Origin of the sequence: Pseudomonas fluorescens, from assembly GCF_001307275.1 — a bacterium.
Classification (GTDB): domain Bacteria; phylum Pseudomonadota; class Gammaproteobacteria; order Pseudomonadales; family Pseudomonadaceae; genus Aquipseudomonas; species Aquipseudomonas fluorescens_AA.
Map to the genome: position 1 here is coordinate 4654463 of NZ_CP012831.1, position 26643 is coordinate 4681105.

At 59.3% G+C, this 26643-nt stretch carries 27 protein-coding genes, 2 tRNA genes and 3 rRNA genes; 14 read left to right on the forward strand and 18 right to left on the reverse strand.

Features of this window, described 5'->3' with window-relative positions:
- Nucleotides 1–51: 51 nt before the first annotated feature.
- The 10 genes from AO356_RS20910 to soxR form a co-directional block, all read right to left on the reverse strand.
- A complete protein-coding gene (locus tag AO356_RS20910; protein ID WP_060741355.1) occupies nucleotides 52–945 on the reverse strand; it encodes a metal ABC transporter solute-binding protein, Zn/Mn family in 894 nt (297 codons plus the stop codon).
- Entirely contained in the window at nucleotides 946–1845 is a 900-nt protein-coding gene (locus AO356_RS20915) for a metal ABC transporter permease (RefSeq protein WP_014339414.1), read from the reverse strand. It lies immediately after the preceding gene.
- Entirely contained in the window at nucleotides 1845–2597 is a 753-nt protein-coding gene (locus tag AO356_RS20920; protein ID WP_060741356.1) for a metal ABC transporter ATP-binding protein, read from the reverse strand. The genes AO356_RS20915 and AO356_RS20920 overlap by 1 nt, the downstream gene beginning before the upstream one ends.
- Complete coding sequence (locus tag AO356_RS20925) at nucleotides 2594–3523, reverse strand: metal ABC transporter solute-binding protein, Zn/Mn family (RefSeq protein ID WP_060741357.1); 930 nt, start codon at nucleotides 3521–3523, stop codon at nucleotides 2594–2596. Before AO356_RS20925 ends, AO356_RS20920 begins: the two co-directional genes overlap by 4 nt.
- Before the next feature lie 35 nt (nucleotides 3524–3558).
- A complete protein-coding gene (locus AO356_RS20930) occupies nucleotides 3559–4134 on the reverse strand; it encodes a DUF6162 family protein (protein WP_060741358.1) in 576 nt (191 codons plus the stop codon).
- Nucleotides 4131–4457 carry a hypothetical protein gene (locus AO356_RS20935; RefSeq protein ID WP_060741359.1) on the reverse strand — a complete coding sequence of 109 codons (327 nt, stop codon included), beginning with the start codon at nucleotides 4455–4457 and terminating at the stop codon, nucleotides 4131–4133. The genes AO356_RS20930 and AO356_RS20935 overlap by 4 nt, the downstream gene beginning before the upstream one ends.
- Nucleotides 4454–4999 (reverse strand): hypothetical protein, encoded by a 546-nt coding sequence (locus AO356_RS20940; protein ID WP_060741360.1) that lies wholly within the window; start codon nucleotides 4997–4999, stop codon nucleotides 4454–4456. The genes AO356_RS20935 and AO356_RS20940 overlap by 4 nt, the downstream gene beginning before the upstream one ends.
- Entirely contained in the window at nucleotides 4996–6210 is a 1215-nt protein-coding gene (locus tag AO356_RS20945) for a PepSY-associated TM helix domain-containing protein (RefSeq protein WP_060741361.1), read from the reverse strand. The genes AO356_RS20940 and AO356_RS20945 overlap by 4 nt, the downstream gene beginning before the upstream one ends.
- A 219-nt stretch (nucleotides 6211–6429) precedes the next feature.
- Nucleotides 6430–6888: a VOC family protein gene (locus AO356_RS20950; protein ID WP_060741362.1), complete on the reverse strand. Its 459-nt coding sequence runs from the start codon at nucleotides 6886–6888 to the stop codon at nucleotides 6430–6432.
- Nucleotides 6889–6996: 108 nt separating this feature from the next.
- A complete protein-coding gene (gene soxR, locus AO356_RS20955; protein ID WP_060741363.1) occupies nucleotides 6997–7443 on the reverse strand; it encodes a redox-sensitive transcriptional activator SoxR in 447 nt (148 codons plus the stop codon).
- 96 nt (nucleotides 7444–7539) lie between these two features.
- Between soxR and AO356_RS20960 the strand changes: the two genes are divergently transcribed.
- The 5 genes from AO356_RS20960 to AO356_RS20980 all read left to right on the forward strand — a co-directional run bounded on the left by AO356_RS20960 (nucleotide 7540) and on the right by AO356_RS20980 (nucleotide 12186).
- The gene (locus tag AO356_RS20960) at nucleotides 7540–7905 is read left to right on the forward strand and encodes an antibiotic biosynthesis monooxygenase (RefSeq protein WP_060741364.1); all 366 of its coding nucleotides are present in this window, start codon (nucleotides 7540–7542) and stop codon (nucleotides 7903–7905) included.
- Nucleotides 7906–8021: 116 nt separating this feature from the next.
- A complete protein-coding gene (locus tag AO356_RS20965) occupies nucleotides 8022–8288 on the forward strand; it encodes a hypothetical protein (protein WP_060741365.1) in 267 nt (88 codons plus the stop codon).
- A 103-nt stretch (nucleotides 8289–8391) separates the two neighbouring features.
- A complete protein-coding gene (locus AO356_RS20970; protein WP_060741366.1) occupies nucleotides 8392–9006 on the forward strand; it encodes a LysE family translocator in 615 nt (204 codons plus the stop codon).
- 159 nt (nucleotides 9007–9165) lie between these two features.
- Complete coding sequence (locus tag AO356_RS20975; protein ID WP_060741367.1) at nucleotides 9166–10332, forward strand: cysteine desulfurase family protein; 1167 nt, start codon at nucleotides 9166–9168, stop codon at nucleotides 10330–10332.
- Between the two features lie 45 nt (nucleotides 10333–10377).
- Nucleotides 10378–12186, forward strand: coding sequence for an aminopeptidase P family protein (locus AO356_RS20980; protein WP_060741368.1), 1809 nt, complete (start codon nucleotides 10378–10380; stop codon nucleotides 12184–12186).
- A gap of 9 nt (nucleotides 12187–12195) precedes the next feature.
- On the opposite strand, the gene AO356_RS20985 is transcribed toward AO356_RS20980, so the two are convergent.
- A complete protein-coding gene (locus AO356_RS20985) occupies nucleotides 12196–12786 on the reverse strand; it encodes a 2-hydroxychromene-2-carboxylate isomerase (protein ID WP_060741369.1) in 591 nt (196 codons plus the stop codon).
- Between the two features lie 34 nt (nucleotides 12787–12820).
- Nucleotides 12821–13549 (reverse strand): SDR family oxidoreductase, encoded by a 729-nt coding sequence (locus AO356_RS20990; protein WP_060741370.1) that lies wholly within the window; start codon nucleotides 13547–13549, stop codon nucleotides 12821–12823.
- 89 nt (nucleotides 13550–13638) lie between these two features.
- Between AO356_RS20990 and AO356_RS20995 the strand changes: the two genes are divergently transcribed.
- Nucleotides 13639–14208: a TetR/AcrR family transcriptional regulator gene (locus tag AO356_RS20995; RefSeq protein WP_060741371.1), complete on the forward strand. Its 570-nt coding sequence runs from the start codon at nucleotides 13639–13641 to the stop codon at nucleotides 14206–14208.
- Nucleotides 14209–14214: 6 nt separating this feature from the next.
- Here the strand turns inward: AO356_RS20995 and AO356_RS21000 are convergent, their stop codons facing one another.
- Nucleotides 14215–14496 carry a hypothetical protein gene (locus AO356_RS21000; protein ID WP_060741372.1) on the reverse strand — a complete coding sequence of 94 codons (282 nt, stop codon included), beginning with the start codon at nucleotides 14494–14496 and terminating at the stop codon, nucleotides 14215–14217.
- Nucleotides 14497–14664: 168 nt separating this feature from the next.
- Nucleotides 14665–15555 carry a threonine/homoserine exporter RhtA gene (gene rhtA / locus AO356_RS21005; protein WP_060741373.1) on the reverse strand — a complete coding sequence of 297 codons (891 nt, stop codon included), beginning with the start codon at nucleotides 15553–15555 and terminating at the stop codon, nucleotides 14665–14667.
- A 670-nt stretch (nucleotides 15556–16225) separates the two neighbouring features.
- On the opposite strand from rhtA, the gene AO356_RS21010 reads away from it, so the two are divergent.
- The 5 genes from AO356_RS21010 (at nucleotide 16226) to rrf (ending at nucleotide 21449) form a co-directional block, all read left to right on the forward strand.
- Nucleotides 16226–17762 (forward strand): 16S ribosomal RNA (locus tag AO356_RS21010).
- 81 nt (nucleotides 17763–17843) lie between these two features.
- Nucleotides 17844–17920: transfer RNA gene (locus AO356_RS21015), tRNA-Ile, on the forward strand.
- Nucleotides 17921–17950: 30 nt separating this feature from the next.
- Nucleotides 17951–18026: transfer RNA gene (locus AO356_RS21020), tRNA-Ala, on the forward strand.
- A 245-nt stretch (nucleotides 18027–18271) separates the two neighbouring features.
- Nucleotides 18272–21163: ribosomal RNA gene (locus AO356_RS21025) — 23S ribosomal RNA — on the forward strand.
- A gap of 170 nt (nucleotides 21164–21333) precedes the next feature.
- A 5S ribosomal RNA gene (gene rrf / locus AO356_RS21030) occupies nucleotides 21334–21449 on the forward strand.
- Together the 16S, 23S and 5S rRNA genes with 2 tRNA genes alongside form the textbook arrangement of a ribosomal RNA operon.
- Nucleotides 21450–21567: 118 nt before the next feature.
- Here the strand turns inward: rrf and AO356_RS21035 are convergent.
- Complete coding sequence (locus AO356_RS21035) at nucleotides 21568–21969, reverse strand: lysozyme inhibitor LprI family protein (RefSeq protein ID WP_060741374.1); 402 nt, start codon at nucleotides 21967–21969, stop codon at nucleotides 21568–21570.
- Between the two features lie 154 nt (nucleotides 21970–22123).
- Between AO356_RS21035 and AO356_RS21040 the strand changes: the two genes are divergently transcribed.
- The gene (locus tag AO356_RS21040) at nucleotides 22124–22582 is read left to right on the forward strand and encodes an SRPBCC family protein (RefSeq protein WP_060741375.1); all 459 of its coding nucleotides are present in this window, start codon (nucleotides 22124–22126) and stop codon (nucleotides 22580–22582) included.
- Nucleotides 22583–23046: 464 nt separating this feature from the next.
- On the opposite strand, the gene AO356_RS21045 is transcribed toward AO356_RS21040, so the two are convergent.
- Both AO356_RS21045 and AO356_RS21050 read right to left on the reverse strand, forming a co-directional pair.
- Nucleotides 23047–23508, reverse strand: a complete 462-nt coding sequence (locus AO356_RS21045; RefSeq protein WP_060741376.1) for a hypothetical protein — start codon at nucleotides 23506–23508, stop codon at nucleotides 23047–23049.
- 176 nt (nucleotides 23509–23684) lie between these two features.
- Complete coding sequence (locus AO356_RS21050; RefSeq protein WP_060741377.1) at nucleotides 23685–24632, reverse strand: AraC family transcriptional regulator; 948 nt, start codon at nucleotides 24630–24632, stop codon at nucleotides 23685–23687.
- A 203-nt stretch (nucleotides 24633–24835) separates the two neighbouring features.
- Between AO356_RS21050 and AO356_RS21055 the strand changes: the two genes are divergently transcribed.
- Both AO356_RS21055 and AO356_RS21060 read left to right on the forward strand, forming a co-directional pair.
- Nucleotides 24836–25573, forward strand: a complete 738-nt coding sequence (locus tag AO356_RS21055; RefSeq protein ID WP_060741378.1) for an SDR family oxidoreductase — start codon at nucleotides 24836–24838, stop codon at nucleotides 25571–25573.
- Between the two features lie 26 nt (nucleotides 25574–25599).
- Nucleotides 25600–25857 carry an Atu4866 domain-containing protein gene (locus AO356_RS21060; RefSeq protein WP_060741379.1) on the forward strand — a complete coding sequence of 86 codons (258 nt, stop codon included), beginning with the start codon at nucleotides 25600–25602 and terminating at the stop codon, nucleotides 25855–25857.
- Nucleotides 25858–25929: 72 nt separating this feature from the next.
- Here AO356_RS21060 and inhA read toward each other — a convergent pair whose 3' ends face one another.
- Nucleotides 25930–26616: an isonitrile hydratase gene (inhA, locus tag AO356_RS21065; protein WP_060741380.1), complete on the reverse strand. Its 687-nt coding sequence runs from the start codon at nucleotides 26614–26616 to the stop codon at nucleotides 25930–25932.
- Between the last annotated feature and the right edge of the window lie 27 nt (nucleotides 26617–26643).

Consider the following 26643-nt stretch of genomic DNA (forward strand, 5'->3'; position numbering starts at 1 on the left):
TTGTATGTGCTGGCCTCATCGCGAGCAAGCTCGCTCCCACATGGATTGTTGTCAGCCTCCCGTCAGCGCGGTGACGACCAGCACTGCATTACTTTCCAGCTCCGCCACCGGGTCGTCGGCATCGATGCTGAGCACCAGCAACTGGCTGCCGCCCTCGGCAATGGCTGCCTTCAGCGCATCCGAAGGCTGGCGATGATGGAGCACCAGCGCCACGTCGTTGTCCTTCAACGTCGTACTCAATTGCTTGAGGGTTTCGGCGGTCCATTCGGTATCAGGCCGGGTATCGGTGCTGATGGCGTCCAGGTTGAGCCCGCTGATCAGGTAGCCGAAGTGTTCGCTCAGGCTGACCACGCTCAGGTTATCGGCGCTGGCGAGGCGTTTTTCGCTGTCGGCGCTGAGTTTGAGCAGGCGCTGCTTGAGTGCCGCCAGGTTGGCGTCGATTTTCAGTTTGTCCGCCGGGGCCAGGCGCACCAGGTCGGCGGCGATCACGTCGGCCATGCGCCCCAGGTTATGGCTGGCCATCCACGGCTGGCTCGCCAGGCCGTCGGCCATGCCCGGTTGCACGGCGATGCCGGGCAGGGCGCCGTCCACCGGGCGTGCGGCATCGACTTCGACGATGCGGATGTTGCTGCGTCGGGCCATGGGGTACAGCGGATCGTCCGGCCATAGCGAGCGCAGGCCGATCACCCCGTCGGCAGCGCTGGCCAGTTTGCTCAAGGCTGGTGCACCACGACCGCTGAAGTAGGCACTCTGGCGGGTGCCGGGCAGATTGGCGGGCGCGGCCCGCTCCAGGCTGACCTCGGTGCCCTTGAGCAACGCTTCGCCCAATCCATAGGTGACTGGCAGCGATGCCAGCAGACGAACCTTTTCGCTGGCGAATGACGAGGTGACGGCCACGCCGCACAACGCGACGGCCAGGGTCAGTTGTCGCAATGAAAAAACCATTTATCCAAGATTCCCTTTGAGGCTGGGGACGACACCGCGGGCGATGGCGCTCAGGGCGAAGGCGATGCCGGCCACCAGGATGATCGCGGCGCCGGACGGGATCGGCAGGTCGAACACAATCGGCGCGAGGATCCCGCACAAAGTGCTGACGGTGGCGATCAGCACTGAACACCAGAAAAAGCCTTTCAATGATTGACTGAGCAGGCGCGCCGCCGCAGCGGGGATCACCAGCAACGCGCCCACCAGAATGGCACCGATGACTTTCACCGCCGCCACGGTGATCAGCGTCACCAGGACCACGAACAGGTAGTCCAGGGTCTTGACCGCCACCCCGCGCACCGCCGCCAGTTGCGGGTTGAAGCTGGCGAGCATGATGCGGTTGTACAGCGGCAAGGCCAGGGCCATCACCAGCGAGCCGACCACCGCCAGCACCAGCAGGTCATTGCCATTGACCGTCAGCACCGAGCCGAACAATACGTTTTCCAGAATGTGCACATTGATCTTGCCCGCCAGGATCAACAGCAGGCTGGCGCCCAGGGCCAGGGACACCGACAGGAAGACGCCGATCAGCGTATCGGGCGCCAGGCCGGTGCGGTTGCGCAGGTAATTGAGCAGGATGCCGAACAGCAGGCAGTAGCCGAACAGGCTGCCGTAAGGCCCGGTGTAGGGCTCGCCGAGCAGGATGCCGATGGCCACGCCGGTGAGCGCCGCATGGCCCACCGCCTCGGAAAAAAACGCGAAGCGCTTGACCACCACCAGCGTGCCGAGGCCGCCCAGCACCGGGCCGATCAACAGCCCGGCCAACAACGCATTGACCACGAACCCATAGGCCAGCGCTTCAGGCAGGTAACCGGCCGAGGCCCAACCCTGGACCATCAAGCGAAAGGCTTCATAACTCATCAGGCCGCGCTCCCGTTCGTGCGTGGATGGGTGGAAAACAGCGTCAGCAGCCGTTCCGGGGTCAAGGTCTGGCGTGGCGGGCCGTCGAACAGCACGCGGCGATTCAGGCCGGTGACACGGTCGGCCAGGCGCCCGACGGCTTCCAGGTCATGTTCGATCCACAGCACGGTGATCCCGGCCTGGCGCCAGTCCTGCAGCAGCCGTTCGAACACCTGGATACCGGCCTCGTCCAGGGCCGACATCGGTTCATCCAGCACCAGCAATTGCGGCGAGGGAATCAACCCCTGGGCCAGCAATACCCGCTGGCGCTCGCCGCCGGACAGCGCGCCCATGCGCCGCTTGCGCTTGTCCTGCATGCCGACCCGCTCCAGGGCCTGGCCGATGGCGCCGGCATAATGCTTGCTCAAGCCGAGAAAGGCCGGCCGCCGCTGACACATCGCCGCCATGAAATCATCCACGGTCATGGGCAGGCCCCGGTCGAATTCCAACGCCTGGGGTACGTAGCCGATCACCCCGGGGTCGGCCGGCCATTGCAGGCTCAAGCGTCCCTGGTGCGGCATCTGCCCCAGCAAGGTCTTGATCAGCGAACTCTTGCCGCCGCCATTGGGACCGACCAGAGCATGGATGCTGCCGGGTTCCACCTGAAAGGCCACGTTGTCGAGAATGGTGGTACGGCCCAGGTTCAGACTGACCTCGGCGAACTCGATCAAGGGGCCGACGCGTTGCAGGGTGAGGGGTTCCTGGACGGTCATGCGCCGGACTCCTGGATCGCCCGGACCACGGTGTCGAGGTTGCCGGCCATTTCCTTTTCGTACTTCTCGGCGCTGTAGTCGCCGTAGGAAATGTGCGAGAGCGGGTACAGCTTCACGCCTGACTCACGTTGGATGGTATCGACGTAGGTGGAGGGAAAATCCATCTCCGAGAAGATCACCTTCACGTCCAGCTCCCGCAGTTGGTCGATGGTTTTCTTCAATTGGCTGGGGCTCGGTTCGATGCCATGGGCCGGCTCGACCACGGCGGTCACTTCCAGGCCGAATTCGCGCAACAGGTAGTCATAGGCGGCGTGCACCGTGGCGACCCGCAATTCGGCATTGGGGGCCTGGGTCAGCTTCGCCAGGGCGGCGGCGCGCATCTGCCGCAGGCGCTTGCCATAGGCGCGGGCGTTCTGGGTATAGGCCTTGGCGTTGTCCGGGTCGAGCTTGCCCAGTTCCCGGGCGATGTTATTGACCTGGGCGATGGAGGCACTGATGGACAGGAAGGTGTGCGGGTTCACGACCTTGCCCGCGCCTCGGGCCGCCGTGCCGGTGGCGGCCAGCAGGGGCACGTTTTCGTTGGCCTCGATCACTTTGACGTTCGGGGTTTCGCTGGCGGCGATCATGCGGTCGGCGAAGTCGTCATGGCCCACGCCGTTGAGCACGATCACGTCGAGGCCGCTGATGCGCTTGATGTCCTCGGCCCGTGGTTCATAGGCGTGGGGGTTGAAACCGGCCGGGATCAGCGGCACGACCTCGGCCTTGTCGCCGACGATGTTGGCCACGTAGCTGTAATACGGGTGCAAGGTGATGCCAATGCGCAGGCGCTTGGCTGTTTCGGCGCTCACCGGCGAGGTGAACAGACAGGCCAGCAGGCCGATCAACAGCAAGCGCAGCAAGGGTCGGCGTTGAGATGCAATAGGCATGGGCAAACGGTCTTCTCTCGAATGAGGGCGTGGGGTCAGTGCCGGTGCTGGCGGGTTACGCCGGCATCGAATTGCGCGACGATCTGTTGCCAGCCGGCGGCGGACAAAGCCGCATCGTCCAGCGCGGAGGGCGTCGCGAGGCCAGTGCCGCGGTTGAGCCAGATGTCCGGGGCGGCGTCGGACGTTTCGCCGATGCGCATCAGAAACGAACCGGCCACCGACGGATTGGCACTGGCGCCGAAGTAGGCCTGGTCCTGCAGTTTTTGCCAGGCGTGGCCGCCCCGGCTGACGGAGCTGGCGTCCTGGGCGAACGGCGCGAAGCCTTCTTCGGCCAGGGTTGGCGGACTGGGCAGGGTGGGTTGGTCTTCGCGCAGCAAGCGGATTTCATCCAGGGTCACCCGCAGGTCGGCATAGATGCCTTGCTCGGCGGCGCTGAGGTCGCGGCGGGCGTCGAGCTGGTTCGAGGCCAGGTGAGGCGTGTCCTCGGCCTTTCCATGCCAGGCCACCACGGACCCGGCCACCAGCACGATGACCAGGCACAACAGCAACACATACAGGGTTTCATGGCCCGCGCCGGCGGGGCGGATGACTTGAGTCGTGGCGTTGCTCATGGGGCCTCGATGTCGGCTTGGTCGATTTCCACCACGTGGCCGGGGCCGGCGTCGAAGAGCACGTAGAATTCAGCGTTCGGTTTCTTGAAGGTCAGCTTCGAGTCGGCACCGAGCTTGCCCGGAACGAGGATGGTTTCGTCATAACCGATCACGTCCAGGGTCACTCCGGGTGCACCGCTGCCGTCGGAAAAACCGCCGGTGCATTGGATCTGCTCGGCGTCGATGGCCTTGCACTCGCACATCGGGTTGTGGGCCAGGACGCTGGTGCTTGCGCCTGCGCAGAACAGCAGCGCCAGGCCCTTGGATAAAGCGCGGAAGGTCATGGTTTGGGTCCTTGGTTCTTCAGCCAGGCGAGGGTGGCCGGGGAGGCCTGGCTCAGGGGAATGGAGGCCTGGTGCATCGAACCGTCCCAACCCTCGAGGGTTATCCACAGTTCGGCATCGGGCTGGGTCTTTGGCGGGACCGGCAACAAGGCGCCCATGCGATAGGGCGAGCCAAAGAAAATCACCCCGGCGGCCCGCAGGCTACGAGGCTTGCCGATGCGCAGGTAGGTGGCCTTGACCTGGCCGATACAGCTCTGGCACAGGGCCGCGTTGAAGTGCTTCATCGGCCCGGCGGGCCCTTCGGTCCGTGGGGCTTCGTTGCGAAACTCCGCCAGGCGCAGGCTCCAGGGACCGACCTGGACTTCGCCGATGTCCCGCTCGCCAAGCCCTGCATCGCCGCGGAACAGGGCGGCTTCGGAGAGGTATTTGGGCATGAATCCCAGGGGAATCAGCAGCAACAACACGTTGAGATGGAAGCGCCATTTATGCCAGAACAGGCTCAGGCGTGACGGTGATGATGAAGCGGTATTGGACGGGTTCACAGGCTGCCCTCCGACGATTCACGGTGGACGGACGGTTGCAGTGCCTGCGCGATTCGGGCGCCGCGGGTGGGTTTCTGGCTTCGCTTGAAGGCATTGGCGGTGGCCAGGGCCGTGCGTTTGGTCCAGATCAGCAGCCCGCTGAGGACCATCATGCTCAGGATCAGACCGAAGAAAAACCAGATGAGCTTGATCCAGAGGCCGCCGAAGTCCCCGGTGTGCAAGGGCCGCATGGATTCGGTGACGAACTCCAGGGTCGTGCGGTCCGACAGCAACCGGGAGGCGGCCACGTCGCCGTTGTAGGGATTGATGGTGGCGGTCTGGAACATCAGCGGATACCACCCGCGGCCACCGATTTCCAGATGGCTGTAGGCATTGCCGGGCAGGCTGATGAAACTCGCTTCCAGTCCCGGGATGCGTTGCTGGGCGATTTCGATGGCCCGGTCCAGGTTCAACTGCGGTGGCGCCTGGCCGTCAACGGCCAACGGCACGTTTTCACGGGCCACCACCGGGATGACCGGTTCGCTGGAAATGGAGATCTGGTTGTCGCCCAGCAAGGCCTGGATCAGGAACCAGGTGCCGGTGACGGAGATGACCGCGATGAACCAGATCGACCAGATACCGCTGAGCCGGTGGAAATCACCCCAGAAAATCCGTGCGCCATGGCGAATCCGCAGGGTCGGACGAAAGAAGCCTTTCCAGAAACGCTTGTAGACCACCAGCCCGGTCACCAGGGACGCGAGCAAGGGCAGGCCCAGGAACGACACCAGGTACCAGCCCCAACTGTAGCCATTGGTGAACGGCACCAGCCACCAGCCATGCAGGGCGCGGGTGAAGGCCTGGAAATTGAATGTCGGCGCCGAGCCCTGGATGACGCCGCTGTACGGGTTGACGTAGACCGTGTCGGGGCGTCCGTCGGGGTAGGTCACGCCGACTTCCAGCGCAAAATGCGACTCGTCCGGACGGATGATGCTTTGCACCTGGGTTTGCGGCTGGGCCTGCTTGATCGCGGCGATCACCTGGTCATAGCTGAGCGACGTGGCCTCGTCCGAAGGCTTGTTGGCCCGCATGTCGGGGTTGGCCAGCCAGACGATCTCCTGGCTGACCACCGCCAGGGTGCCGGTGACGCAGACGATGAGCACGAAGAACCAGATGGGCAATGCCAGCCAGCTATGGACCAGGAACCAGAGTTTGGAGCGGGATTTCTTCGACATGATTGAACGTCTTGATTCGATGAAAGGTTCCGTATTGCGGGCTTTGCAACACCGTGAACCCAAAAAGGCAGGCCGTGGCTTTTGCCGACGCGGCCTGCTGCATCTAATTAAGACGAACGAGCGAGCAGAATCCCGAAAGGGAAGTTGAAAGAAAATGTTTCGCGTTTAGTTTCAGTGTCTTCTGTGGCTAGGGAGCGGGGCCCCTAGCCACAGACACGGTCAGCCCTGTTGAAACATCTCCCTGGCCCGTTGCTCGATCTGGTCCTGGCTCAGATCTTCCTTGTGCGTCGCGAGGAACCACAGATGCCCATAGGGATCCTTCAGGGTGCCGCTGCGATCTCCGTAGAACTGGTCCTTGACCTCGGAAATCACCGTGCCGCCGGCGGCAATGGCCTGGGCAAATGCGCTGTCCACGTCCTCGACATATAAATGCAGGCCGACCGATGGCGATTGGTCCGGATTGCTCAAGGGGCCTTGATCGCAAGGCGTGCCAAGCATGATCGGATAACCGTTGATCCGCAGCTCGGCATGGCCGATGCCCCCGTCGGGCATGGCCAGGCGCATGACCTCGGTGGCATTGAAGGCCTTTTTGTAGAAGTCGATGGCTTCGGCAGCTTTTTGAATGCCCAGGTAGGGCGTGATGTTATGGAAACCTTCGGGAATGGCATTGACGCCCATGACGTTTCTCCTTTTGTAGGGAGGCGAAGAGAGTCTTCGTCGATTTGCGCTCCTCCACTATAGGCCAGCGACCCTGGCTGGACGCAGGGGCCGACGAACGCTTCAAGGCTATTCCAGCAGATGAGCCCCCGGCCCGCGTTGGCCGAGTACGTCGCCCTGGTTGCGCAGCGGACAAGCTTCCATCGACAGGCATCCGCAGCCGATGCAACCGTTGAGTCGATCACGCAGCGCCACCAATTGGTTGATGCGTTCGTCCAGGTCCCGGCTCCACTGCGCCGACAAGGTTTGCCAGTCGGCGGCCGTCGGGGCGCGGTTGTCTGGCAGGTTGTTCAACGCCTCGCCGATTTCCGCCAACGGAATGCCCAGGCGCTGGGCGACCTTGATCAGTGCCACGCGACGCAATACCGCCCGTGGGTAACGGCGTTGGTTACCCGGGTTGCGCGTGCTTTTGATCAGCCCCTTGGACTCGTAGAAGTGCAGGGCCGTGACCGCCACGCCGCTGCGGGCGGCCACTTGGCCGACGGTGAGTTCCTTGTGGATATCGATCTGCGCCATCGTTTCAATTCACTGCTTGACCTCAAGTTAACTAGAGGTTTTACCCTGCACGCCTTCGGATCGCAAGATTCGCCTGACCTGCATAGGGGACCTTTCATGCAATCGCCAAGGAACAATCGCAGTTTCACCCAACTGATGGAATTCGACATCGAACCTCAATGGCAGCAGGCGCTGGTAACCGCCTTGTCGGAACAGACCGAGCGCCTGGCCAGGGACCACCAGGGGTTCCTGAGTGCCAGTATCCAGGCCAGCGACGATGGTCGACGCGTGCTCAACTATTTGCAGTGGCAGACCCGCGAGGCAGGCGAGGCGGCACTTCGAAGTGTCGAAAAGGGCGAGCAGGGCTTCTGGCGGCTGATTCAGGCTCACCGCGCCAAGGCCGTGACGTTCGCTTCGTTCCAGGTGTTGCGCAATATCGAGCGCAGCCTGGACAACGCGCTGCATTGCCAGTTGGTCGATTAAGCGCAACGGCTGATCCAGGCAGGCAATACCCACTATCGAGAGGGTTGATTTCTGCCGCGCAGGACCGGCGGGTAGCCTTTGTTCATCGCCTAACTCCAGAACACCGGACACCCGCCATGAACCGTACCTTTGCCGTTTTTTTGCTCTTGACCGCCACCCTCCTGGGCGGTTGCGCCAGCTCTTCCCCGGAACTGCGCCCCTACACCGCCGACGAGACCCGCGAGCTGGCCCTTGAAGCCTTGAATCGCCGTGGCCTTTCATTCGAGGAATATCACGCGAAAAAAGCCGAGCTGCTTGGCTCGTCGCAGAAAAACGTGGGGTTCGACGATCAGGGCCAGATGAGTGCCGAGCAGGTCGTGCAACAGCCTGGCCGGTCTAGCTGAGGGACTGTACCGCTCAAAGTTTTGCCCAACTGTCCGTGGGTTTGGGTCTGGACGTGGGGTAGGGTCATGACTTGACTGACCGCCCCTGATGGACTGACCTGACATGACCCTTTCGCTTGACCTGCTGCTGGGCTTCGCCCTGTTTGCCCTGGTGACTTCGATCACGCCAGGTCCTAACAACACCATGTTGTTGGCCTCGGGTGTGAATTTCGGTTTCAACCGCACCATTCCGCACATGCTGGGTATTACCTGCGGCTTCTTTTCCCTGGTGCTGGCGGTGGGCCTTGGCCTGGGCGCGGTGTTCCAGACTTATCCACTGCTCTATACCGCGTTGCGCTACATCGGTGCGGCGTACCTGTTGTACCTGGCGTGGAAAATAGCCCACTCCGGCCCGGTTTCGGACAGCCAGCCGGGGAACAATACGCCGATCAGCTATTGGGGCGCAGCGGCGTTCCAATGGGTCAATCCCAAGGCCTGGATCATGGCCATCGGCGCCATCAGTACCTACACGCCCCTCCAGGGTTACTTCTTCAATGTGCTGGTGATTGCGGCGGTGTTTGCCTTGATCAATCTGCCAAGCGTGGGCCTGTGGGTGGTGTGCGGCAGCCTGTTGCGCAACCTGTTGCGTGATCGTCGCTGGCTGCGCATGTTCAACTGGGGCATGGCGCTGTTGTTGGTCGCTTCTATGTATCCGTTGTTGCTCGAAAGCATCAGTTGAGGGCTGAGCTTCGAGGCGATGCCTGCTAAGCTCGCTGTTCAGGAGCGTTCCTACGCACTTTTAAATGAAGTCCGACTTCTTTAAGGTCTTTGATCAGGTATTGCTTGTCTCGAACCCAACGAGGGCGCCTGATCCCGGAGCAGGCTCTGCGAGTTTCCTATGAATAAACGTCCGTTGTATTTCGATTACGCCGCCACCACGCCGGTGGATGAGCGGGTCATCCGGGTCATGGTCGAGTGTCTGGGTTTTGACGGCAACTTCGGCAACCCGGCGTCCAGTTCCCATGCCTTCGGCCAGGAGGCCCGGCGCTCGGTGGAAAGTGCCCGCCAGCAGGTGGCGCAATTGGTGGGGGCCCAGCCCGAACAGATCGTCTGGACTTCCGGCGCCACCGAATCCAACAACCTGGCCCTCAAGGGTGTGGCCCAGGCACGCAGTGGTTCCGCCGGCCATGTCATCACCAGCCTGATCGAGCACAAGGCGATTCTCGATACAGCGCGCCAGCTCGAGGAAAGTGGCGTCGCGGTTACCTGGCTGGCACCGGACGCCGAGGGCCTGATCAGCCCGCAAGCGGTTCGCGAGGCGTTGCGCGAAGACACGTTCCTGGTCTCGCTGATGCTGGTGAACAACGAGCTGGGCACCGTCAACGACATCATCGCCATTGGCGAGATCGTTCGCGAGCACGGTGCGTTGTTCCATGTGGACGCGGCCCAGGGCGCAGGCAAGGTGCAGATCGACCTGTCTCGCTGGCCGGTGGACCTGATGTCTTTTTCCGCGCATAAAATCTACGGCCCCAAGGGCATCGGTGCGCTCTACGTCGGCGACCGTGCCCGGTCACGGCTAGCGGCGCAGATCCATGGCGGTGGACATGAGGGCGGTTTGCGCTCCGGAACCCTGGCGACCCACCAGATTGCAGCCATGGGCGCCGCATTCGAACTGGCAGCCGCGGCATTCGACGAAGAACTCGCTAAAATCGTCCGGTTGCGCAATCGTTTGCTCGAGCCGCTGCTGGCGTTGCCTGGTGTGCGTATAAACGGCAGTGCGAGCCGCCGGATTCCCCACACGTTGAGCCTGACGTTCAACGAAGGTGAGTTCAACTCGGCGACATTGGGCGCATCGATTGCATTTTCCGCGACCTCGGCCTGCAATTCGGCGCACAACACCCCGTCCCACGTGCTGCTGGCCCTGGGGCACGACGCCCGTGCGGCCGGGCGGACCATCCGCTTGAGCCTGGGGCGCTTTACCACCGAGCAGGATATCGACGAGGCGGTGCGGCTGATCAAGGCGGCGTGCGCGACTGCGCCGGCGTTCTGGGCCACGACCCCATAAGCCGAATTCGGCATCGAACAACAATATCAATGAGCAGGAGAAACAATGAGCACCGAGCCTTTGCCCCATGGACTGGTTCCCCAGCGCCTGGCCCGAATCCGCCAACTGATGAGCCGAGAGGGTATTCACGCGTTGCTGGTGCCATCGGCCGACCCGCACCTGTCTGAATACCTGCCGGGCTATTGGCAGGGGCGGCAATGGTTGTCGGGGTTCCATGGTTCGGTGGGTACCTTGATCGTGACCGGCAGTTTCGCCGGCGTCTGGGCCGACAGCCGTTACTGGGAGCAGGCCACCAAGGAGCTGGAGGGCAGTGGTATCGAGCTGGTCAAGCTGATTCCAGGCCAGCCCGGTCCCCTGGACTGGCTGGCCGAACAAACGCCTGAAGGCGCAGTGGTTGCGGTCGACGGTGCGGTCATGGCCGTGGCATCGGCCCGCACCCTGGGCGGCAAGCTCGCCGAACGCGGCGCGCGGTTGCGCACCGACATCGACCTGCTCAAGGACGTCTGGACCGATCGCCCAGGCTTGCCGGATCAACCGGTCTACGCCCATTTGCCGCCCCAGGCGACCGTCAGCCGGGTCGAAAAACTCGCCAAGCTGCGCGAATCCCTCCAGGAGCGTGGTGCCGACTGGCATTTCATCGCCACGCTGGATGACATCGCCTGGTTGTTCAACCTGCGCGGAGCAGATGTATCGTTCAACCCCGTGTTCGTTTCCTTTGCCTTGATCAGCCAGCAGCAAGCAACGCTGTTCGTGGCCCTGGACAAGGTTGACGCAGCGCTGCGTGCGGTTCTGGAGCAGGACGGCGTGACCCTGCGCGATTACAGCGAAGCCGCCGCCGCGTTGCGCGAAGTGCCGGATGGCGCGAATCTGCAGGTCGACCCAGCGCGGGTGACGGTCGGCTTGCTGGATAACCTCGGCAGTGGCGTGAAGCTGATCGAAGGTCTTAATCCAACGACGTTGGCCAAGTCCCGTAAAAGCCTGGCCGACGCCGAGCACATCCGTCGGGCCATGGAGCAGGACGGCGCGGCGCTCTGTGAATTCTTCGCCTGGCTGGAAGGGGCCTGGGGGCGCGAGCGTATCACCGAGTTGACCATCGACGAGCACCTGACTGCCGCCCGCACACGTCGGCCGGATTTCGTCTCCCTGAGCTTCAATACCATCGCCGCCTTTAACGCCAACGGCGCGATGCCCCATTACCATGCCACGCAAGAGGCCCATGCCGTCATCGAAGGTGATGGCCTGTTGCTGATCGATTCCGGGGGCCAGTACTTGGGGGGCACCACTGACATCACCCGCATGGTGCCGGTCGGAACGCCCACCGCCGAGCAGAAGCGTGACTGCACCCGTGTGCTCAAGGGTGTGATTGCCCTGTCCCGGGCCAAATTTCCGCGGGGCATTCTTTCGCCCTTGCTGGATGCCATCGCCCGTGCGCCGATCTGGGCGGAGCAGGTCGATTACGGCCACGGTACCGGCCATGGTGTCGGCTATTTCCTCAATGTCCACGAAGGCCCGCAGGTGATTGCCTATCAAGCCGCTGCCGCGCCGCAAACGGCGATGCAGGCCGGCATGATCACCTCGATCGAGCCGGGCACTTATCGTCCCGGCCGCTGGGGTGTGCGCATCGAGAACCTGGTGTTGAACCGCGAAGCCGGAAGCAGCGAGTTCGGCGAGTTCCTTGAGTTCGAAACCCTCACGCTGTGCCCGATCGACACCCGTTGCCTGGAGCCTTCGCTGCTGACCCAGGACGAAAAAGACTGGTTCAACGCCTACCACGCCGAGGTTCAGCGTCGATTGAGCCCGTTGCTGGACGGTGACGCACTGCAGTGGCTCAACACCCGGACGATAGCGATTTGAGGTAGAGCATCAGGCGAGGGCTTCACGGACGAAGTCCAGCCGATCCTGGCCGAAGAACAGCTCGTCACCGACAAACATGCTCGGGGCACCGAACACGCCGCGTCCGATGGCGTCTTCGGTGGCGCTCTTGAGTGCTTGCTTGACCTGCTCGTCGTTCGTCAGGGCCAGCACATGGTCGGCGTCGAAACCGCCTTCGTTCAGGACAGCTGCGACAGTCGCTGGGTCATTGAGGTTGCGGGCGTCCACCCAAAAGGCGCGGAACAGGCAATCGACGAAGGCCTCGAAGCGTTCGGGATGGCGCAGTTGCATGGCGGTCACCGCGCGCATCAGCAGCAATGTGTTGACGGGGAAGTATGGATTGAACTGGAAGGCGACGCCGTAGCGCTTGGCGAAGCGATTCAGATCCTTGAACAGGTAAGGGTTCTTGGCTGGCACTGTCGCCGGTGATGCGTTGCCGGTTGCCTTGAAGACGCCGCCCAATAACATCGGACGATAGATCAACTGGCTGTTTGTCTGCGCGCACAGCGCCGGCAACTGGGTATAGGCCAGGTACGTGGTCGGGCTGCCGAGATCGAAGTAAAACTCCACTGATTTGCTCATGGTACCTGCTCTCTTGTTGTTGTGAGGGGAGGGCTTACCAGCGTTCATTCCAGGGGCGCAGGTCCAGCTCGAAGGTCCAGGCGTCGCGAGGTTGGCTGTGCAGATACCAGTAGTTGTCGGCGATGTGTTCAGGATTCAGGATGCCGTCCTGATCCTTGGTGGCATATTTTTCCGGGAAATGATCGCGGATGAAGTCGGTGTCGATGGCGCCATCCACCACCACATGGGCCACATGAATATTCAGCGGCCCCAGCTCCCGGGCCATGCTTTGGGCCAGTGCGCGGATGCCATGTTTGGCGCCTGCGAATGCAGCGAACCCCGAAGCGCCGCGCAATCCCGCCGTCGCCCCGGTAAACAGGATGGTTCCGCGTTGGCGCTTGACCATGCGCTTGGCCACTTCCCGTGCATTGAGAAAACCTGAGAAACAGGCCATCTCCCAAATCTTGAAGTACTTGCGTGCGGTTTCTTCGAGGATGCTGCAGGGGACGTTGGCGCCGATGTTGAACACAAAGGCTTCGATCGGGCCGATCTGGTTCTCGATTTGCTCGATGAGTGCAATCACATCGTCTTCTTTACGTGCATCACAGGCAAACCCGTGGGCTTCGCCGCCTTGAGCGCGGATTCCATCCACAAGCGGCTGGAGTTTGTCAGCGCTGCGACGGGTAACACAGGCCACGAAACCTTCCTGTGCAAAGCGTTTGGCAATCGCTCCGCCGGTGGCATCGCCCGCGCCAACAACCAGTACGACCTTCTTATTATTCATGGTCAGCCTCATGGGTAAACGATCGTTAACTAAACGGACGTTATGCTAAGGTCCGGCAAGCGTCAAGGTGAGCAATCAGGGGCAGGACCATGCGTTATTCAGCCAATCACAAAATGGAAACCCGCGAGAAACTGCTCGCCAGCAGTGCCGTGTCCGCCAAGAAATCCGGTTTCTCTACGGTCGGTGTCGACGGCCTGATGAAAGCGATCGGGTTGAGTGGCGGTGCGTTCTATAGCCACTTCTCGTCCAAGGATGAGCTTTTCAAGGCCATTGTTGAGCGGGAGTTGGCTCAAAGCCTGGATCGCTTGAGCGGCGACGGCGCCTTGGACTCGATGAAACTGGAGCGCTGCCTCAAGCAGTACTTGAGCATGAGCCATGTCGAGCAGCCCGAGGCAGGATGTGCGTTACCGGTACTGGGCGCTGAGATCGCACGATCGGATGTCCAGGTGAAGGAGGCGGCGCAAACATGGATCTGTCGTTTGCACGAAAACTGGGCACGGATATTGGGAAGCGACAGCCTGGCCTGGGCCATTCTGTCTCAATGCGTGGGGGCGTTGGTTGTCGCGCGGATGCTGGTCACGCCGCAGGTCCAGCGTGATGTCCTCAAGTCCAGCCATGAGGAAATCAGTCGTCGAATCGCCGAACAGGGGCTTGGCTAAGCTGATCTATTTGCAGATGACGATCATGCTGCGACTGGTATAGCCGGCGGGATTGAGCCCGAAGGGATAATCCCCTGGTTCTTCGACGGCGTCGCCGGACTTGGCAATGACCTTGTAACTCTTGGGAGCACATGAATTGGCGGCACTGGCAGCGCACTGGTCCCAGGATGAGGACAGGCCGGAGCAATTGATGTGAAGACCCTTTTTGCCGCGTTTGACTTCACTTTTCGATGTTGCCGCACAGCCCGCTATTGCAAGTACGGCGATCAGTATCAAAATTCGTTTCATTCCCGTCCTTATGACCGCCGCGGATCTTATGTCTGCGTGCGATCGTGTGCGCTCTTGCTTGAAGCGTTCATGACGTCCTGTATGAAAAAATCCATGTCTGGCATTAGGTTACTGGCCTAAACATGGCCTAAATGCGCGGCAAATGCCAGACCTTCGTTAAATCCCGATTCAATCTACCGCGACAGCAGGCTTTGCGGTGCTGGCCATGGTCAGCGTTGCGCCCACCGACGCGAGGATGATGCAGGTAATGGCCATCCATTGGGCCAGGGACAAGTACTCCTGGAGAAAGACGAGCCCCGACAAGGCCGCGATTGCCGGTTCGACGCTCATCAAGGTGCCGAAGGTGCGGGCAGGCATTCGAGTCAGGGCGATCATTTCCAGCGTGTAGGGCAGGGCTGTGGACAGGATGGCGACGCCGAGGGCGATTGGAATCAGGCTCGGTGTGAGCAGTGCGGCGCCGGCGTGGACAATGCCGATAGGTGCGACGAACAGGGCCGCGATCATGACGCCCAGTGCTGCGGTCTGCACGCCATTGTCCGCTCCGGCTTTCTGACCAAACAGGATGTACAACGCCCAGCAGACACCGGCACCCAGCGCGTAGCCGGCGCCAACCAGATCGATACCGGCACTGGTCGCGCCGGTCGGTATGAGCAGCAGCAGGCCAACCACTGCCAAGGCAATCCAGAGAAAGTCGATCGCCCGGCGGGAGGCGTAAATGGCGACTGCCAGAGGCCCGGTAAATTCCAACGCCACGGCAATGCCCAGTGGAACGGTGCGAACTGACATATAGAAGAGGAAGTTCATACCGCCCAGTGCCATGCCGTAAACGATCACCGTGCGCAGGGATTGGCCGGTGAGCTTGGCGCGCCAGGGGCGTAGCATCAACAGCATGATGAGGCTGGCAAAAATGAGGCGCAGCGTCGTAGTGCCTTGTGCACCCACTATCGGGAACATGCTTTTGGCGAGGGAGGCTCCTGCTTGAATGGAAGCCATGGCTATCAATAGCAAGGCAACCGGGTACAGGGTGGAGGCCAGGCTGCGATGTGGGGGGAGCGTCATTACGAAGTGTCGTCCAGAATAAAGGCGGGGGAGGCTGCGTTGAGCAGTATATTGCGCATGTGCAGCGATTCCGTCTATATACCGGGCATATTTAAGTGTCATGTCGGGCTGTAGATAGAAAAATCAAATTAAGGGTTGACGGCAAATTCTGGACGTCTATAATTCGCCCCACTTCCGGCGCAGTCGAAACGGAAAACTCCTTGAGATTCAACGAGTTAAGTAGGTTTCGAAGGTGCGGGGCTTCAGTTCATCGAAGCCAGGAAGGAGCAGATAGAGTGGTGTTGTTTGGCTCTATGTGCGGTTCGATCTTCTCGGTCGAAAGCGGTGAAAAAGAGGTGTTGACAGCAGCGAGTAACGCTGTAGAATTCGCCTCCCGCTAACGAGAGATCGGAAGCGCAAGTGGTTGAAGTTGAAAAGGAAACTTTGAAAGCTTCTGAAAATAACCGCTTGACAGATACGCGAGGCGCTGTAGAATGCGCGCCTCGGTTGAGACGAAAGACTCAGCCAGCCGCTCTTTAACAACTGAATCAAGCAATTCGTGTGGGTGCTTGTGGAGTTAGACTGCTAGTCAACAGATTATCAGCATCACAAGTTACTCCGCGAGAAATCAAAGATGTAACCAACGATTGCTGAGCCAAGTTTAGGGTTTTCTCAAAACCCAAAGATGTTTGAACTGAAGAGTTTGATCATGGCTCAGATTGAACGCTGGCGGCAGGCCTAACACATGCAAGTCGAGCGGTAGAGAGGTGCTTGCACCTCTTGAGAGCGGCGGACGGGTGAGTAATGCCTAGGAATCTGCCTGGTAGTGGGGGATAACGCTCGGAAACGGACGCTAATACCGCATACGTCCTACGGGAGAAAGCAGGGGACCTTCGGGCCTTGCGCTATCAGATGAGCCTAGGTCGGATTAGCTAGTTGGTGAGGTAATGGCTCACCAAGGCGACGATCCGTAACTGGTCTGAGAGGATGATCAGTCACACTGGAACTGAGACACGGTCCAGACTCCTACGGGAGGCAGCAGTGGGGAATATTGGACAATGGGCGAAAGCCTGATCCAGCCATGCCGCGTGTGTGAAGAAGGTCTTCGGATTGTAAAGCACTTTAAGTTGGGAGGAAGGGCATTAACCTAATACGTTAGTGTTTTGACGTTACCGACAGAATAAGCACCGGCTAACTCTGTGCCAGCAGCCGCGGTAATACAGAGGGTGCAAGCGTTAATCGGAATTACTGGGCGTAAAGCGCGCGTAGGTGGTTCGTTAAGTTGGATGTGAAAGCCCCGGGCTCAACCTGGGAACTGCATTCAAAACTGTCGAGCTAGAGTATGGTAGAGGGTGGTGGAATTTCCTGTGTAGCGGTGAAATGCGTAGATATAGGAAGGAACACCAGTGGCGAAGGCGACCACCTGGACTGATACTGACACTGAGGTGCGAAAGCGTGGGGAGCAAACAGGATTAGATACCCTGGTAGTCCACGCCGTAAACGATGTCAACTAGCCGTTGGGAGCCTTGAGCTCTTAGTGGCGCAGCTAACGCATTAAGTTGACCGCCTGGGGAGTACGGCCGCAAGGTTAAAACTCAAATGAATTGACGGGGGCCCGCACAAGCGGTGGAGCATGTGGTTTAATTCGAAGCAACGCGAAGAACCTTACCAGGCCTTGACATCCAATGAACTTTCCAGAGATGGATTGGTGCCTTCGGGAACATTGAGACAGGTGCTGCATGGCTGTCGTCAGCTCGTGTCGTGAGATGTTGGGTTAAGTCCCGTAACGAGCGCAACCCTTGTCCTTAGTTACCAGCACGTTATGGTGGGCACTCTAAGGAGACTGCCGGTGACAAACCGGAGGAAGGTGGGGATGACGTCAAGTCATCATGGCCCTTACGGCCTGGGCTACACACGTGCTACAATGGTCGGTACAGAGGGTTGCCAAGCCGCGAGGTGGAGCTAATCCCACAAAACCGATCGTAGTCCGGATCGCAGTCTGCAACTCGACTGCGTGAAGTCGGAATCGCTAGTAATCGCGAATCAGAATGTCGCGGTGAATACGTTCCCGGGCCTTGTACACACCGCCCGTCACACCATGGGAGTGGGTTGCACCAGAAGTAGCTAGTCTAACCTTCGGGGGGACGGTTACCACGGTGTGATTCATGACTGGGGTGAAGTCGTAACAAGGTAGCCGTAGGGGAACCTGCGGCTGGATCACCTCCTTAATCGACGACCGCAGCTGCTTCATGAGCTCCCACACGAATTGCTTGATTCATTGAAGAAGACGAAAGAAGCAGCCCGAAATTGGGTCTGTAGCTCAGTTGGTTAGAGCGCACCCCTGATAAGGGTGAGGTCGGCAGTTCGAATCTGCCCAGACCCACCAATTTTGTGTGGGAAACGCCTGTAGAAATACGGGGCCATAGCTCAGCTGGGAGAGCGCCTGCCTTGCACGCAGGAGGTCAGCGGTTCGATCCCGCTTGGCTCCACCACTACTGCTTCGATTGTATAAAGCTTAGAAATGAGCATTCCATCGGTTCGATGGTGAATGTTGATTTCTAGTCTTTGACTAGTTCGTTCTTTAAAAATTTGGGTATGTGATAGAAAGATAGACTGAACGTTACTTTCACTGGTAACGGATCAGGCTAAGGTAAAATTTGTGAGTTGCTCTTTGAGCAAGATCGAATTTTCGGCGAATGTCGTCTTCACAGTATAACCAGATTGCTTGGGGTTATATGGTCAAGTGAAGAAGCGCATACGGTGGATGCCTTGGCAGTCAGAGGCGATGAAAGACGTGGTAGCCTGCGAAAAGCTTCGGGGAGTCGGCAAACAGACTGTGATCCGGAGATGTCTGAATGGGGGAACCCAGCCATCATAAGATGGTTATCTTGTACTGAATACATAGGTGCAAGAAGCGAACCAGGGGAACTGAAACATCTAAGTACCCTGAGGAAAAGAAATCAACCGAGATTCCCTTAGTAGTGGCGAGCGAACGGGGACTAGCCCTTAAGCTTCTTTGATTTTAGCGGAACGCTCTGGAAAGTGCGGCCATAGTGGGTGATAGCCCTGTACGCGAAAGGATCTTAGAAGTGAAATCGAGTAGGACGGAGCACGAGAAACTTTGTCTGAATATGGGGGGACCATCCTCCAAGGCTAAATACTACTGACTGACCGATAGTGAACTAGTACCGTGAGGGAAAGGCGAAAAGAACCCCGGAGAGGGGAGTGAAATAGATCCTGAAACCGTATGCGTACAAGCAGTGGGAGCCCACTTTGTTGGGTGACTGCGTACCTTTTGTATAATGGGTCAGCGACTTATTTTCAGTGGCGAGCTTAACCGAATAGGGGAGGCGTAGCGAAAGCGAGTCTTAATAGGGCGTCTAGTCGCTGGGAATAGACCCGAAACCGGGCGATCTATCCATGGGCAGGTTGAAGGTTAGGTAACACTGACTGGAGGACCGAACCGACTACCGTTGAAAAGTTAGCGGATGACCTGTGGATCGGAGTGAAAGGCTAATCAAGCTCGGAGATAGCTGGTTCTCCTCGAAAGCTATTTAGGTAGCGCCTCATGTATCACTGTAGGGGGTAGAGCACTGTTTCGGCTAGGGGGTCATCCCGACTTACCAAACCGATGCAAACTCCGAATACCTACAAGTGCCGAGCATGGGAGACACACGGCGGGTGCTAACGTCCGTCGTGAAAAGGGAAACAACCCAGACCGTCAGCTAAGGTCCCAAAGTTATGGTTAAGTGGGAAACGATGTGGGAAGGCTTAGACAGCTAGGAGGTTGGCTTAGAAGCAGCCACCCTTTAAAGAAAGCGTAATAGCTCACTAGTCGAGTCGGCCTGCGCGGAAGATGTAACGGGGCTCAAACCATACACCGAAGCTACGGGTATCACGTAAGTGATGCGGTAGAGGAGCGTTCTGTAAGCCTGTGAAGGTGAGTTGAGAAGCTTGCTGGAGGTATCAGAAGTGCGAATGCTGACATGAGTAACGACAATGGGTGTGAAAAACACCCACGCCGAAAGACCAAGGTTTCCTGCGCAACGTTAATCGACGCAGGGTTAGTCGGTCCCTAAGGCGAGGCTGAAAAGCGTAGTCGATGGAAAACAGGTTAATATTCCTGTACTTCTGGTTATTGCGATGGAGGGACGGAGAAGGCTAGGCCAGCTTGGCGTTGGTTGTCCAAGTTTAAGGTGGTAGGCTGGAATCTTAGGTAAATCCGGGATTCTAAGGCCGAGAGCTGATGACGAGTTACCCTTTGGGTGACGAAGTGGTTGATGCCATGCTTCCAAGAAAAGCTTCTAAGCTTCAGGTAACCAGGAACCGTACCCCAAACCGACACAGGTGGTTGGGTAGAGAATACCAAGGCGCTTGAGAGAACTCGGGTGAAGGAACTAGGCAAAATGGCACCGTAACTTCGGGAGAAGGTGCGCCGGTGAGGGTGAAGCACTTGCTGCGTAAGCCCACGCCGGTCGAAGATACCAGGCCGCTGCGACTGTTTATTAAAAACACAGCACTCTGCAAACACGAAAGTGGACGTATAGGGTGTGACGCCTGCCCGGTGCCGGAAGGTTAATTGATGGGGTTAGCTAACGCGAAGCTCTTGATCGAAGCCCCGGTAAACGGCGGCCGTAACTATAACGGTCCTAAGGTAGCGAAATTCCTTGTCGGGTAAGTTCCGACCTGCACGAATGGCGTAACGATGGCGGCGCTGTCTCCACCCGAGACTCAGTGAAATTGAAATCGCTGTGAAGATGCAGTGTATCCGCGGCTAGACGGAAAGACCCCGTGAACCTTTACTATAGCTTTGCACTGGACTTTGAATTTGCTTGTGTAGGATAGGTGGGAGGCTTTGAAGCGTGGACGCCAGTTCGCGTGGAGCCATCCTTGAAATACCACCCTGGCAACTTTGAGGTTCTAACTCAGGTCCGTTATCCGGATCGAGGACAGTGTATGGTGGGTAGTTTGACTGGGGCGGTCTCCTCCTAAAGAGTAACGGAGGAGTACGAAGGTGCGCTCAGACCGGTCGGAAATCGGTCGTAGAGTATAAAGGCAAAAGCGCGCTTGACTGCGAGACAGACACGTCGAGCAGGTACGAAAGTAGGTCTTAGTGATCCGGTGGTTCTGTATGGAAGGGCCATCGCTCAACGGATAAAAGGTACTCCGGGGATAACAGGCTGATACCGCCCAAGAGTTCATATCGACGGCGGTGTTTGGCACCTCGATGTCGGCTCATCACATCCTGGGGCTGAAGCCGGTCCCAAGGGTATGGCTGTTCGCCATTTAAAGTGGTACGCGAGCTGGGTTTAGAACGTCGTGAGACAGTTCGGTCCCTATCTGCCGTGGACGTTTGAGATTTGAGAGGGGCTGCTCCTAGTACGAGAGGACCGGAGTGGACGAACCTCTGGTGTTCCGGTTGTCACGCCAGTGGCATTGCCGGGTAGCTATGTTCGGAAAAGATAACCGCTGAAAGCATCTAAGCGGGAAACTTGCCTCAAGATGAGATCTCACTGGGACCTTGAGTCCCCTGAAGGGCCGTCGAAGACTACGACGTTGATAGGCAGGGTGTGTAAGCGCTGTGAGGCGTTGAGCTAACCTGTACTAATTGCCCGTGAGGCTTGACCATATAACACCCAAGCAATTTGTAAACTCCAAGCCCCAGGGCGAACGAGACCAGATTGCGGTGTGTGAAGACGAAACGAACCGAAAGTTCGCGACGCTCGATTGCAACACACAAACTATCGCATACCCATTCGCTGGAACGTGACCGCAAGGCACGCGCTGGCTACCGAATTTCTTGACGACCATAGAGCATTGGAACCACCTGATCCCATCCCGAACTCAGAAGTGAAACGATGCATCGCCGATGGTAGTGTGGGGTTTCCCCATGTGAGAGTAGGTCATCGTCAAGATTAAATTCCGAAACCCCTATCTGCTGACGCAGGTAGGGGTTTTGTTTTTTCCGAAATAAAAGCGTTGGGCCAAAAAAAGGATGACCTGCAGAGGTCATCCTTTTTTGCATCCTGGCTGTCAAGCCTCGGGTACGGGGCAGCTCAAATCCCCTTCCTTGCACTTGAGATAGGTCTTGAACGCCTCGACCCGAGCCTTGGTCTGGGCGGTGATGCAATTGTCATAGATCAGCGGATAGACACTGCCGCCCTCAACCCCAGAGGCGGAGAATTCGCATTCGGCATCACGGAAGCCTATCCAGGCACGCTGAGCCTTGACCAGCATTTTCTTGGCTTCGGGATTGTCCTTCAGGCGTGCGGTGATCTGCTTGTACAAACTGTTCAGTTCATTGTCGGCGGCCTTGTTTTCTTTGGCTGCGCATTGGTTCATTTCGCCTTGAGTAGTGGCGTCAGCGCAGTCGTCGGCCTGGGCAATGGCGACAAAAAGCAGTGGCGTCAGGGCCAGAAGCAAGCGTAGGGACATGTTGGGTCTCTCCTTGAGGGGGTGGAAGCGCCGAGGGAGTTTACATCGCGCCGTGCTGTTTTAAAGTTGGCGAGTGCTAAACGACGGTCTGATACAACTTTCCGGTTGGCCTTGTGGTCTTACAAGCCTACTGTTGAAACACAGGAGGTGACTCATGCATTCATCCGACCGCATTGAAAGAAAGATCCTGCTCAAGGCCCCGCGCTCCCAGGTCTGGCGCGCCCTGGCCAATGCCGAAGCCTTCGGCCAATGGTTCGGTGTCGCCCTTGAGGGGAAACGGTTTGTGGCAGGCGAGCGTACCCAAGGGCAAATTACTTATCCAGGTTACGAACACCTTATCTGGGACGTAGCGGTGGAGCGGGTGGAGCCCGAGCGGGTCTTCTCGTTTCGCTGGCATCCTTACGCTGTCGAGCCGCAGGTAGATTATTCCCAGGAGTCCGAAACCCGAGTGCAATTCGAACTTGAAGACATGGATGGCGGTACCTTGCTCAAAGTCGTGGAGTCGGGTTTCAACAACATTCCCGAGGCACGCCGACTCAAGGCTTTTCGCATGGACAGCCGTGGCTGGGACGAGCAGATGGCCAATATTGAAGCGTTCCTGCACAGGCCTTGAGTTGGCCGGCTGGCAGAGCTAAGGGTTTTCGGAGGGGCAGGTATAGCGAATGTCTTACACGAGATGGTAGCTATGTCGTCTATTTCATTTTGGATCCGAGGCGTAATCTGGACTTATCCACTGAAGCACAGGAAGTGCTCAGGATCAGGGACGATCGACCATGCAAGGATTAGCTATCGACAGGGAGTCGTAATGGTCTTGGAAAAACCCGCTTCGGCGGGTTTTTTTTCGCCCGTTGAAAAGCCAGGAAAGAGTCCTATAGCGAAACGCTTACACGCCGTTGCTGCTTTCTCGTCTTTCTCCAAGTCACCGGTAGGCCTAATCTATGTTCATCCACTGAGTACAGGGAGTGCTTGGGGTCATGGATGATTGGACCAGGCATGGAATGCCGGACAGGGAGTCAAATTGGTCCTCAAAAAACCCGCCTAGGCGGGTTTTTTTTCGTCTATGGAAAAGTTGCCTGATCATGCCAGGCGCCGGGTCATGGTGCGGTCGGCACCATCAGCAGCCAAGGTCTGGCCCCCAGGCGTACGATCAGCACCATCGGCTGCGAGCGTCTGCCCTCCGGGGGTACGCTCGGCACCATCAGCAGCCAAGGTCTGGCCCCCAGGTGTACGGTCAGCACCATCGGCTGCGAGCGTCTGCCCTCCAGGCGTCCGCTCGGCACCATCAGCGGCCAAGGTCTGGCCCCCTGGCGTCCGATCGGCACCATCGGCCGCGAGTGTCTGCCCTCCAGGCGTCCGATCGGCACCATCGGCCGCGAGTGTCTGCCCTCCAGGCGTCCGATCCGCGCCATCAGCGGCCACCGGCTGCTGGTAATCGCCAGCCCAGGTGAAGAAACGGTCTTGCTGCTGGCTCGGCAGGGCAAACGCACTGGCGCTCAGGGCGAGGGTGGTAACGGCGATCAAGGTGTTGAGCGTTTTCATGGTAAAGACTCCGGTCATATCAGGTTGAGTGCCGGGTCGTTCAGATGTCGTGATCTGCTGAACCCGTTGCAGCCGGGACGGTTGTCTTGCTGCATGGGTTCAGATTAGGGGCGAGGCGGGGGCGGGCGTTAGACGGATACTGTCCTGGTTTTGCCTGATCCTGTTTGTGTGCAGGATCAGGCGCTCGTGGCTTGCAGGGCCTGGGCACGCAAACGAGCGATGTCTTTGCTCGGCGAGGCGCCAAATAGACGGCTGTATTCGCGGCTGAACTGCGAAGGGCTTTCATACCCCATCTTGTAGCCGATTGACGAAACGTCGCTGTTCTCCGCCAACAACAACCGTCGGGCTTCCTGCAGGCGCAACTGTTTCTGGTATTGCAGCGGGCTCATGGCGGTCACGGCTTTGAAGCGGTGATGCAGGGCCGAAGGGCTGAGATTGATCATTTGTGCCAGGCTGTCGATGCTCAACGGCTCGGCGTAATGGGTGTTGAGCCACTCGATGGCGCGGCTGATGCGATGGGTCTGGGTGTCGGGAATGGCGATTTCGTGCAAGCGCTGGCCTTGGGCGCCACGCAGCAGCCGGTAGAAAATCTCCTGTTGGGCCAACGGCGCGAGGGTGGCGATATCGTCCGGGCTGTCCAGCAGCCGCAGCAAGCGCAACACCGCGTCGAGTAATGGCGCATCGATGCGATCCAGGAACAACCCGCGTCCGGTTCTTTCGGCCGGCACGCCGATGGGGCTGGCGTCGGCGATCAGGCGGCAGATCTGTGCCGGATCGATGTCGAGGCGAATGCACAGGTAGGGGCGCTCGGGACTGGCTTCAATCACCTGGCCGGCCAACGGCAGGGTCACCGAGACGACAAGGTAATTGAGCGGGTCATACACGTAGCATTCGTCCGCCAGGTGCACTTCCTTGCGCCCCTCGACAATCACGCACAAACCAGGTTTGTGCACGACGTGCAGGGCTTCGGTCGGCTGGTCACTGCGGATCAGGTGCAACGCCTCGATGGCCGTGGGGTGGACGCCGAATTCCGGGGCGAAGCGCATCATCAGGCTCGCCAGTTCGGCGCGACGCTGATTGACGTTGTCGTCTGGCGCAATGTGGATGGACGTGGATACCGACATGCCGAGCAACCTCCCTGGCCAAAATGAATAGACCGCGCTAGTAAAACCGATTGCGCGGCTGTCGACCAGAGTCGGATCTATCGCTACAGGATTGTGCAAGTGCGCAGGAGGATCCGGCTAACCCTGGCCTCGGTCGGTTCCCTAATCTGGACCTGTCAAAACGCTCCCACCGGGAGCCAATACAGCCAGACGAGGGAACCATCATGTCCGATATTCAAAACAAAGTTGTGGTCATCACCGGCGCCAGCAGCGGGATTGGTGAAGCCGCGGCGCGGTTGCTTGCGGCTCGCGGTGCTCGTGTCGTGCTTGGCGCGCGGCGCATCGATCGTTTGCAAACACTGGTGCAGGAACTCGAAACCGCCGGCCAGCAGGCGGTCTGCAAGGCCGTGGACGTGACCCGTCGTGAGGATGTCCAGGACTTCGTCGACTTTGCTGTCGAGCGATTCGGTCGGGTCGACGTGATCATCAACAATGCCGGGGTCATGCCGCTCTCCAAGCTCGAGGCGCTGAAAGTCGAGGAGTGGGATCGCATGATCGACGTCAACATCCGCGGCGTGCTCCACGGTATCGCCGCCGGCCTGCCGTTGATGCAGCGTCAACGCAGCGGCCAGTTCATCAACATCGCCTCCATCGGTGCCTACGCCGTCAGCCCGACGGCCGCCGTGTACTGCGCCACCAAGTACGCCGTGCGCGCGATTTCCGAAGGCTTGCGCCAGGAAGTCGGGGGCGATGTGCGGGTGACGGTGATTTCCCCCGGTGTGACCGAATCGGAACTGGCCGATAGCATTTCCGATGAAGGTGGACGTGCCGAAATGCGTGAGTTCCGCAGGATCGCCATTCCGGCCGAAGCCATCGCCCGGGCAATCGCCTACGCCATCGAACAACCAGCGGACGTAGACGTCAGCGAATTGATCGTGCGGCCAACCGCCAGTCCATTCTGACCGACTTGACCGACAGGAGATGTCCCATGAGAAAGGCATTTGGAGACCAGGATAAATTCGTCGGCCTATGGGTGACGGCTGATGGCGTGATTCGCCATCGGTTGCTGCCGGGCGGACGCTATGACGAAGCGCGAGGTGTACGTGAAAGCGCATATCAGGGCGACTACTGGCTACAGGATGACCATATCGAATACCACGACGACACCGGTTTCACCGCCGATGGGGATTTTCGCGAAGGCGTGCTCTACCACGCGGGGATGGTGTTGTATCGCCAGGAGGGATGATGAACCGATGACCTTTGCGGTGAGGGGACAACTCCCCCTCACCACGGATTTCATTTCCATCGGGACTGATCGTTACGCCTGTTCCAACCGCGCCGCAGCACGCTGGGTGATTTGCGAGCGCACCCGGAACGACTCGGCCGCACGCCGGTTCGCTTCTTCCAGCACGCGCGTCGGCGCGGTGTCCGGGCTGCCGGCGTTGAACGGAGGGGCAGGGGCGTATTCGAGTTGCAGTTGGACCAGTTCGGCGGTGTCCTGGTCGAACAGTTCGGCCGCCAGGGTCAAGGCGAAGTCGATCCCGGCCGTGATGCCGCCACCGGTGAGCAGGTTGCCATCGCGGACTACGCGCTCCTTGACCGGTGTCGCGCCCAGGGTTTGCAGCAGGCTGTGATAGGCCCAGTGAGTGGTGGCGCGCTTGCCTTGCAGCAGGCCCGCGGCACCGAGCACCAGCGCACCGGTACACACCGAGGTAATGTATTTCGCGTCGGCGGCTTGCCGCTTGATGAAGGCCAGTGTCTGTTCGTCTTCCATCAGGGGGCCGACGCCGGTCCCGCCAGGGACGCAGATCACGTCGAGCTTCGGGCAGTCCTCGAACGTGGTGGTGGGCAGCAACACCAGCCCGGTGCTGGCGGTGACCGGCGCCAGGTCCTTCCAGACCAAGTGGACCTTCACGTCCGGCAACGAGGCCAGCACGTCATAAGGGCCGGTCAGGTCCAACTGCTGGACTTGGGGAAATAACAGCAAACCGATCTGCAACGTCATGTCGCGTTCTCCTTTGGATGATGCCCG